We start from the raw sequence: 7318 nt of genomic DNA on the forward strand, positions 1-7318 counted from the left end.
GTGCCGGACAAGCGCGCCTGGGCGATCTCCTGCGGCGAGAACCAGCCCATGCGCACCATGTTGCTGTTCTCGCTCATGTCGCCAATACCGATCAGCGCGATGTCTGCACGCCGCGCCCGATCAAGGGTTGAGCGCACGGTGTCATTGTTGATCAGCACGCCGCGCAATTCCGGGTTGGCCACCAGTGCCGGCGCATACAGACTTTCACTCTCGCCACCAAAACGCAGGGCCAGGCGTCGGCAGATATGGTCGGGGTTCATGTATTCGCCCGCCTTGAGCGAACCACCAATCGCGCAGACAAATGTGCAGTTGCGCGTCACCGGCAAGAACACGTTGTCGGCGACCGCGCCAACGTTACGGCCCATGCCGACGGCGACGATCATGCCGTCGCTCAAGGTTTTGTTCAGGTAATTGGCCACCAGGCTGGCGACGGCCGAGCGCTGGGTGTCGGGTTCGCTGTGGTCGACCGCGATCAACGCGCGGTCGAGCTTGAAGCGCTCCACCAACGCGCGCTCCAGCTCGTTGTTCATCGCCGGGTGCTGCAACACCCGCACCTCGACAATCCCTTCATCGCGCGCACGTTTGAGCAAGCGGCTGACTTTGGCCCGCGACAGGTCGAAGCGCTTGGCAATGGCCTCCTGAGTGACGTTCTCAAGGTAATAGAGCATCGCCACTTCGGTCATCTGATCGATATCGCTGGCAATGCGCTGGGTACTGTCACTCATGGGGACGGGCTTCCGTTTCGGCGTCAAAAACCCATTCTCCCGACTCTTGCCCCGTCCCGTCCACTACTGATGCCCATCGCGCTCGATCGCATTGATACGCTCGACCTTGGCCCCGGAACGCGCCGCCTCAAACTCCGACTCCAGAAACGATTTGACGATGCTTTTGGCCAGTTCGGCGCCGATCACCCGTGCGCCAATAGAGAGGATTTGTGCATCGTTGCTCTTGCGTGCGCGCTCCGCCGAATAGGTGTCATGGGCCTGGGCCGCACGAATGCCCAGTACTTTATTGGCCGAGATGGCCATGCCAATCCCGGTGCCGCATACCAGCACGCCGAGGCGTTGCTGCCCGGCATTGATGGCGGTGGCCACCGCCAGCGCGATGTCCGGGTACAGCACCGGCGCGGTGGAGTGGGTGCCGAAGTCGGTCACCGGGTAACCCAGCGCCTCGATATGGCGCTTTAACAGCTCTTTGAGCTCAAAACCCGCTTCATCGCATCCGATAGCCACCGGGAAAGGTGTGTTCATGGCGTCTGGCTCCGCTGCCGTTTAGGTGCTTTAGGCTGATCATTTGATCAGTCAATGAAATTTCGCTCAGTTATTTCTCGGGTATTGCGGCCCTTCTGTCAAGCGAGTTTTAGCTGACCTCCTAGTCAAAGCCGTATAAACAGGCTTGATTTGCGCAAACAGGCGTATTTATAACTTTTTAGTGAAAGCGATTGACTGATCAGAATTTCATTTGATACACATATGATCACAGCAAAACATGACTGTGCGACCTAATAAGAATTCACAGCACGAGGACACGCCGATGGCCACGCCATTACTGCTCCAGGCTGAACACGTCGCCAAGGCTTACGCCGGGGTGCCTGCCCTGCGTGACGGGCGCCTTTCTCTGCGGGCCGGCAGCGTGCATGCGCTGTGCGGCGGCAATGGCGCCGGCAAGTCGACCTTCCTGAGCATCCTGATGGGCATCACCCAGCGTGACGCCGGGACCATCCTGCTCAACGGCACGCCCGTACAGTTCAACCGCCCAAGTGAAGCCCTGGCAGCGGGGATCGCGATGATCACCCAGGAACTGGAGCCCATCCCTTACATGACCGTCGCCGAAAATATCTGGCTGGGCCGCGAACCGCGCCGCGCCGGTTGCATCGTCGACAGCAAGACCCTCAACCGCCGCACCCGCGAGCTGCTCGAAAGCCTGGAATTCGAGGTCGATGCCACCAGCCCCATGCACCGCCTGAGCGTGGCGCAGATTCAACTGGTGGAAATCGCCAAGGCGTTCAGCCATGACTGCCAGGTGATGATCATGGACGAACCGACCTCGGCAATCGGCGAGCGCGAAGCGGAAACCCTGTTCAAGGCCATTCGCCGCCTCACCGCGCGCGGCGCCGGCATCGTCTACGTGTCGCACCGCTTGAGCGAGCTGGCGCAGATTGCCGACGAGTACAGCATCTTCCGCGACGGCGCCTTTGTGGAAAGCGGGCGCATGGCCGATATCGACCGCAACCACCTGGTGCGCGGGATTGTCGGCCAGGAGCTGACACGCATCGACCACAAGGTCGGCCGCGAATGCGCCGCCACTACCTGCCTGCAAGTCGATAACCTGAGCCGCAATGGCGAGTTCCACGACATCAGCCTGCAACTGCGCCAGGGCGAAATCCTCGGCATCTATGGGCTGATGGGTTCGGGGCGCAGCGAGTTTCTCAACTGCATCTATGGGCTGACGGTTGCGGACTCCGGCAGCGTGACCCTGCAAGGCAAGCCCATGCCCATCGGCCTGCCCAAAGCCACGATCAACGCCGGTATGTCGCTGGTCACCGAAGACCGCAAAGACAGCGGCCTGGTGCTCACCGGCAGCATTCTGTCCAACATTGCACTGTCGGCCTACAAGCGCCTGTCGAGTTGGTCGCTGATCAATGCGCGCAAGGAAACCCAACTGGCCGAGGACATGGTCAAGCGCCTGCAGATCAAGACCAGTTCACTGGAATTGCCGGTAGCGTCCATGAGCGGCGGCAACCAGCAGAAAGTCGTGCTCGCCAAATGCCTGTCGACCGAGCCGGTGTGCCTGCTCTGCGACGAGCCGACCCGTGGCATCGATGAAGGCGCCAAGCAGGAGATCTACCACCTGCTCGACCAGTTCGTGCGCGCCGGTGGCGCTGCCATCGTGGTGTCGTCCGAAGCCCCGGAACTGCTGCATTTAAGTGATCGCATCGCCGTATTCAAGGGCGGCCGACTGGTGACCATCAGCACCGACACCGCCCTTTCCCAGGAAGCCTTGTTGAGTCTTGCCTCATGAATGCCAAAACCATCGCACCGCCCATGACCACCGCGCCGCGCAATCGCCTGCGCTTGTCCCTCGACCGCTTCGGCCTGCCGCTGGTGTTTATCCTGCTGTGCGTGGTGATGGCGTTTTCCAGCGAATACTTCATGACCTGGCGCAACTGGATGGACATCCTGCGCCAGACCTCGATCAACGGCATCCTGGCCGTAGGCATGACCTACGTGATCCTCACCAAAGGCATCGACCTGTCGGTGGGCTCGATCCTGGCCTTTGCCGGGCTGTGCAGCGCCATGGTTGCGACCCAGGGTTATGGCCTGCTGGCGGCAGTCAGTGCGGGGATGTTTGCCGGCGCGATGCTCGGTGTGGTCAACGGTTTTATGGTCGCCAACCTGTCGATCCCGCCGTTCGTGGCCACCCTCGGCATGCTCAGCATCGCGCGGGGCATGACCTTTATCCTCAATGACGGCAGCCCGATCACCGACCTGCCCGACGCCTACCTGGCGCTGGGCATCGGCAAGATCGGCCCGATTGGCGTACCCATCGTGATCTTTGCGGTGGTCGCGCTGATCTTCTGGATGGTGCTGCGCTACACCACTTACGGCCGCTATGTGTACGCGGTGGGCGGCAATGAAAAGAGTGCGCGCACCTCGGGTATCGGCGTGCGCAAGGTGATGTTTTCGGTGTACGTGGTCTCGGGTCTGCTCGCCGGGTTGGCCGGCGTAGTGCTCTCGGCACGCACCACCTCCGCCCTGCCCCAGGCCGGGGTTTCTTATGAGCTGGACGCGATTGCCGCCGTGGTGATCGGCGGCACCAGCCTGTCGGGCGGCACCGGCAGCATTGTCGGCACGCTGTTTGGTGCGCTGCTGATCGGCGTGATCAACAACGGGCTGAACCTGCTCGGCGTGTCCTCCTATTACCAGCAGGTCGCCAAGGGCCTGATCATCGTGTTCGCAGTACTGATCGACGTGTGGCGCAAGAAAAAACGCTAGAGAACGACCCACAACAATAACCGGAGTTCTACTCATGAAACTTGGTACCACTTTGGCCGCCGCGGCGACCCTCACCCTGCTCGCCAGCAGCATTGCCTTTGCCGCCGATGGCAAGACCTACAAGATCGGCGCGGCCGTCTACGGCCTCAAGGGCCAGTTCATGCAGAACTGGGTCCGCGAGCTGAAAGAACACCCGGCAGTCAAAGACGGCACCGTGCAACTGACGGTGTTCGACGGCAACTATGACGCCCTGACCCAGAACAACCAGATCGAAAACATGGTGACCCAGCACTACGACGCCATCCTGTTCGTGCCGATCGACACCAAGGCCGGTGTCGGCACCGTGAAGCAAGCCATGAGCAACGACGTGGTGGTCATCGCCTCCAATACGAAAGTAGCCGATGCCTCCGTACCTTATGTGGGTAACGACGACGTGGAAGGCGGCCGCCTGCAGGCCCAGGCCATGGTCGACAAGCTCAACGGCAAAGGTAATGTGGTGATCATCCAGGGCCCGATTGGCCAGTCGGCGCAGATCGATCGGGAAAAAGGCGAGCTGGAAGTGCTGAGCAAGCACCCGGACATCAAGATTATCGAGAAAAAGACCGCCAACTGGGACCGCGCCCAGGCCCTGACCCTCACCGAAGACTGGCTGAACGCGCACCCCAAAGGCATCAACGGCGTGATCGCGCAAAACGACGATATGGCCCTGGGTGCCGTGCAGGCGCTGAAGTCTCACGGGTTGACCTCCAAAGACGTGCCGGTCACCTCTATCGACGGCATGCCGGACGCGATCCAGGCGGCGAAGAAAGACGAAGTCACCACCTTCCTGCAAGACGCCCAGGCCCAATCCCAAGGCGCGCTGGATGTGGCGTTGCGCGCACTGGCCGGCAAGGACTACAAGCCGCAATCGGTGATCTGGGAGCGCTACGGCAAGGACGTGAAATGGGGCGATGGCACCGCCAAGAACTACATCCTGCCGTGGGTGCCCGTCACTAACGCGAATGCCGATGCGCTGTACCAACAAGTCAGCGGCGGCAAGTAGCTTGATCGTTCCCACGCTCCGCGTGGGAATGCATCCCGTGACGCTCCGCGTCACCCAACATCGGGACGCAGAGCGTCCCAGGCGGCATTCCCACGCAGAGCGTGGGAACGATCAACTGCTTTCGAAAATGGAGTCATTCATGTCTGGATTCTGGAACCAAGCCTTCGACCTCACCGGCCGTTGCGCGGTGATCACCGGCGGCGCCGCCGGCATTGGCCTGGCCTGCGCCCACCTGCTGGTGGAGCGCGGCGCCCGCGTGGCCTTGCTCGACCGCGACCCGGCGGTGGTGCACGTCGCGGCCAGCCTGGGCGACGGGCACCTGGGTATTGCCGTCGACCTCGGCCAGGTCGGCCAGATACAGCACACCATCGACAGCGTATTCGAACACTTCCAGCGCCTGGATTACCTGATCAACAGCGCCGGCGTGGTGTTGCTGGACAAGGCCATCGACGTCAGCGAAAGCGCCTGGGACACCACCCTGGACATCAACCTCAAGGCCAGCTTCTTTGTGGCCCAGGCCTGCGCCAGACACATGTTGGCGCAGGGCAGCGGGCGCATCGTCAACCTGGCCTCCCAGGCCGCCGTGATTGGCCTGGACCGTCACGTCGCCTACTGCGCGAGCAAGGCCGCCATCGTCGGCATGACCAAAGTGCTGGCCATGGAATGGGCGCCACAGATCAACGTCAACGCCATTTCCCCGACCATCGTCGAGACCGCCCTGGGCAAAAAAGCCTGGGCCGGTGAAGTGGGTGAAAAGGCCAAATTGCAGATCCCGGCCGGCCGCTTCGCCCAGCCGGAAGAAATCGCCGGGCTGGCGCTGTACCTGCTCAGCGACGCCGCGCAGATGATCACCGGCGCCAACATGGTGATCGATGGCGGCTACAGCATTCAGTAATTCATCTTTTGTCGTGAGGTTTTTGCCATGTCCACCGCCACCGAACGCACACCTGAACACCTCTCCCCGGTCATCCCGAAAACCATGCAGGCCGTGGTCTGCCACGGCCCGGAAGACTATCGCCTGGAAACTGTCGACGTGCCCACGCCCGGCCCCGACGAGATTCTCACCAAAGTCGAGCTGTGCGGCATCTGCATGGGTGACATCAAGACCTATCGCGGCGCGCCGTCGTTCTGGGGCGATGCCGAGCAACCGCGCTATGTGAAGCCGCCGATGATTCCGGGGCATGAGTTCGTCTGCCGTGTGGTTGCCCTCGGCCCAGGCGCAGAAAAACGCGGCGTGGCAGTCGGTGACCGAGTGATCTCCGAGCAGATCGTGCCGTGCTGGGGCTGCCGTTTCTGCAACCACGGCCAGTACTGGATGTGCCAGAAGCACGACCTCTACGGTTTCCAGAACAACGTGCAGGGCGCCATGGCCCAGTACATGATCTTTACCAAGGAAGGCATCATCCACAAAGTGCCGGAATCCATCGCCCCGGATGAAGCCATTTTGATCGAGCCGCTGGCCTGCTCGCTGCACGCGGCCGAGCGCGCGAATGTCGACCATGACGACGTGGTGGTGGTCGCCGGTGCCGGCACCTTGGGCCTGGGCATTATCGGCGCGGTGCGCCTGCGCAACCCGAAAAAGCTCATCGTGCTGGACATGAAACCCGAACGCGCCGCCCTCGCCCTGCGCATGGGCGCCGACGAGGTGTGGAACCCGGCCGAAGTCGACGTGATGGCCAAGATCCGCGCAATGACCGACGGCTATGGGTGCGACATTTATATCGAAGCCACCGGGCACCACAAGGCGGTAAACCAGGGCCTCGCGATGCTGCGCAAGCTGGGGCGTTTCGTCGAATTCAGCGTGTTTAATGACGAGGCCACGGTAGATTGGTCGATCATCGGCGACCGCAAGGAACTGGATATCTTGGGTTCACACCTGGGGCCGTACATGTACCCGCGCGCCATCGACTTTATCGGCAACCGCAAGATCGACATGCGCGACGTGGTGACTCACAAATTTGCGTTGGCAGACTTCAAGGAAGCGTTCGCGGTGATGGAGCGCGGCGACAAGTCGCTCAAAGTAGTCCTGCAACCCTGACTTCAGCGACACCCCCTGACCCTGTGGGAGCCGGGCTTCCTGTGGCGAGGGAGCTTGCTCCCGCTGACTGCGCAGCGGTCTGCGGCTTTTTGGGGGCGCTTCGCACCCCAGCGCAAGCAAGCTTGCTCGCCACAATAAGCCAGCTTTCACAATTAAAAGTGTTGCCCTTTAAGAACAAGAACAGGAACCCGCGTTATGAATCGAGTCATCAACGATCCCGACCAAGTGGGCGAGGACATGCTG

Annotated in this window: 7 protein-coding genes; 5 read left to right on the forward strand and 2 right to left on the reverse strand. The window is 61.5% G+C overall.

What is annotated here, in order from left to right:
- Together FEM54_RS19270 and rpiB are read right to left on the reverse strand one after the other, a co-directional pair.
- A partial coding sequence (locus FEM54_RS19270) for a sugar-binding transcriptional regulator (RefSeq protein ID WP_138452502.1) occupies positions 1-725 on the reverse strand: 725 nt, incomplete at its 3' end.
- Between the two features lie 63 nt (positions 726-788).
- A complete protein-coding gene (rpiB, locus tag FEM54_RS19275; protein WP_016969738.1) occupies positions 789-1250 on the reverse strand; it encodes a ribose 5-phosphate isomerase B in 462 nt (153 codons plus the stop codon).
- Between the two features lie 283 nt (positions 1251-1533).
- Between rpiB and FEM54_RS19280 the strand changes: the two genes are divergently transcribed.
- From FEM54_RS19280 to FEM54_RS19300, 5 genes are all read left to right on the forward strand, one after another.
- Positions 1534-3021 carry a sugar ABC transporter ATP-binding protein gene (locus FEM54_RS19280; RefSeq protein ID WP_138452503.1) on the forward strand — a complete coding sequence of 496 codons (1488 nt, stop codon included), beginning with the start codon at positions 1534-1536 and terminating at the stop codon, positions 3019-3021.
- Positions 3018-3995 carry an ABC transporter permease gene (locus FEM54_RS19285; RefSeq protein ID WP_017135922.1) on the forward strand — a complete coding sequence of 326 codons (978 nt, stop codon included), beginning with the start codon at positions 3018-3020 and terminating at the stop codon, positions 3993-3995. The genes FEM54_RS19280 and FEM54_RS19285 overlap by 4 nt, the downstream gene beginning before the upstream one ends.
- A 34-nt stretch (positions 3996-4029) precedes the next feature.
- Positions 4030-5037 carry a substrate-binding domain-containing protein gene (locus FEM54_RS19290; RefSeq protein WP_017135923.1) on the forward strand — a complete coding sequence of 336 codons (1008 nt, stop codon included), beginning with the start codon at positions 4030-4032 and terminating at the stop codon, positions 5035-5037.
- 139 nt (positions 5038-5176) lie between these two features.
- Positions 5177-5932 carry an SDR family oxidoreductase gene (locus FEM54_RS19295; protein WP_138452504.1) on the forward strand — a complete coding sequence of 252 codons (756 nt, stop codon included), beginning with the start codon at positions 5177-5179 and terminating at the stop codon, positions 5930-5932.
- A 27-nt stretch (positions 5933-5959) separates the two neighbouring features.
- Positions 5960-7075 carry an MDR/zinc-dependent alcohol dehydrogenase-like family protein gene (locus FEM54_RS19300; protein ID WP_138452506.1) on the forward strand — a complete coding sequence of 372 codons (1116 nt, stop codon included), beginning with the start codon at positions 5960-5962 and terminating at the stop codon, positions 7073-7075.
- Positions 7076-7318 lie beyond the last annotated feature (243 nt).

This window comes from Pseudomonas edaphica, from assembly GCF_005863185.1.
Lineage (GTDB): Bacteria > Pseudomonadota > Gammaproteobacteria > Pseudomonadales > Pseudomonadaceae > Aquipseudomonas > Aquipseudomonas edaphica.

Excerpts from the sequence above, each read along its gene's own strand:
- rpiB (WP_016969738.1), bottom strand. The coding sequence starts at position 1,250 with ATGAACACACCTTTCCCGGTGGCTATCGGATGCGATGAAGCGGGTTTT.
- FEM54_RS19280 (WP_138452503.1), top strand. The coding sequence starts at position 1,534 with ATGGCCACGCCATTACTGCTCCAGGCTGAACACGTCGCCAAGGCTTAC.
- FEM54_RS19285 (WP_017135922.1), top strand. The coding sequence starts at position 3,018 with ATGAATGCCAAAACCATCGCACCGCCCATGACCACCGCGCCGCGCAAT.
- FEM54_RS19290 (WP_017135923.1), top strand. The coding sequence starts at position 4,030 with ATGAAACTTGGTACCACTTTGGCCGCCGCGGCGACCCTCACCCTGCTC.
- FEM54_RS19295 (WP_138452504.1), top strand. The coding sequence starts at position 5,177 with ATGTCTGGATTCTGGAACCAAGCCTTCGACCTCACCGGCCGTTGCGCG.
- FEM54_RS19300 (WP_138452506.1), top strand. The coding sequence starts at position 5,960 with ATGTCCACCGCCACCGAACGCACACCTGAACACCTCTCCCCGGTCATC.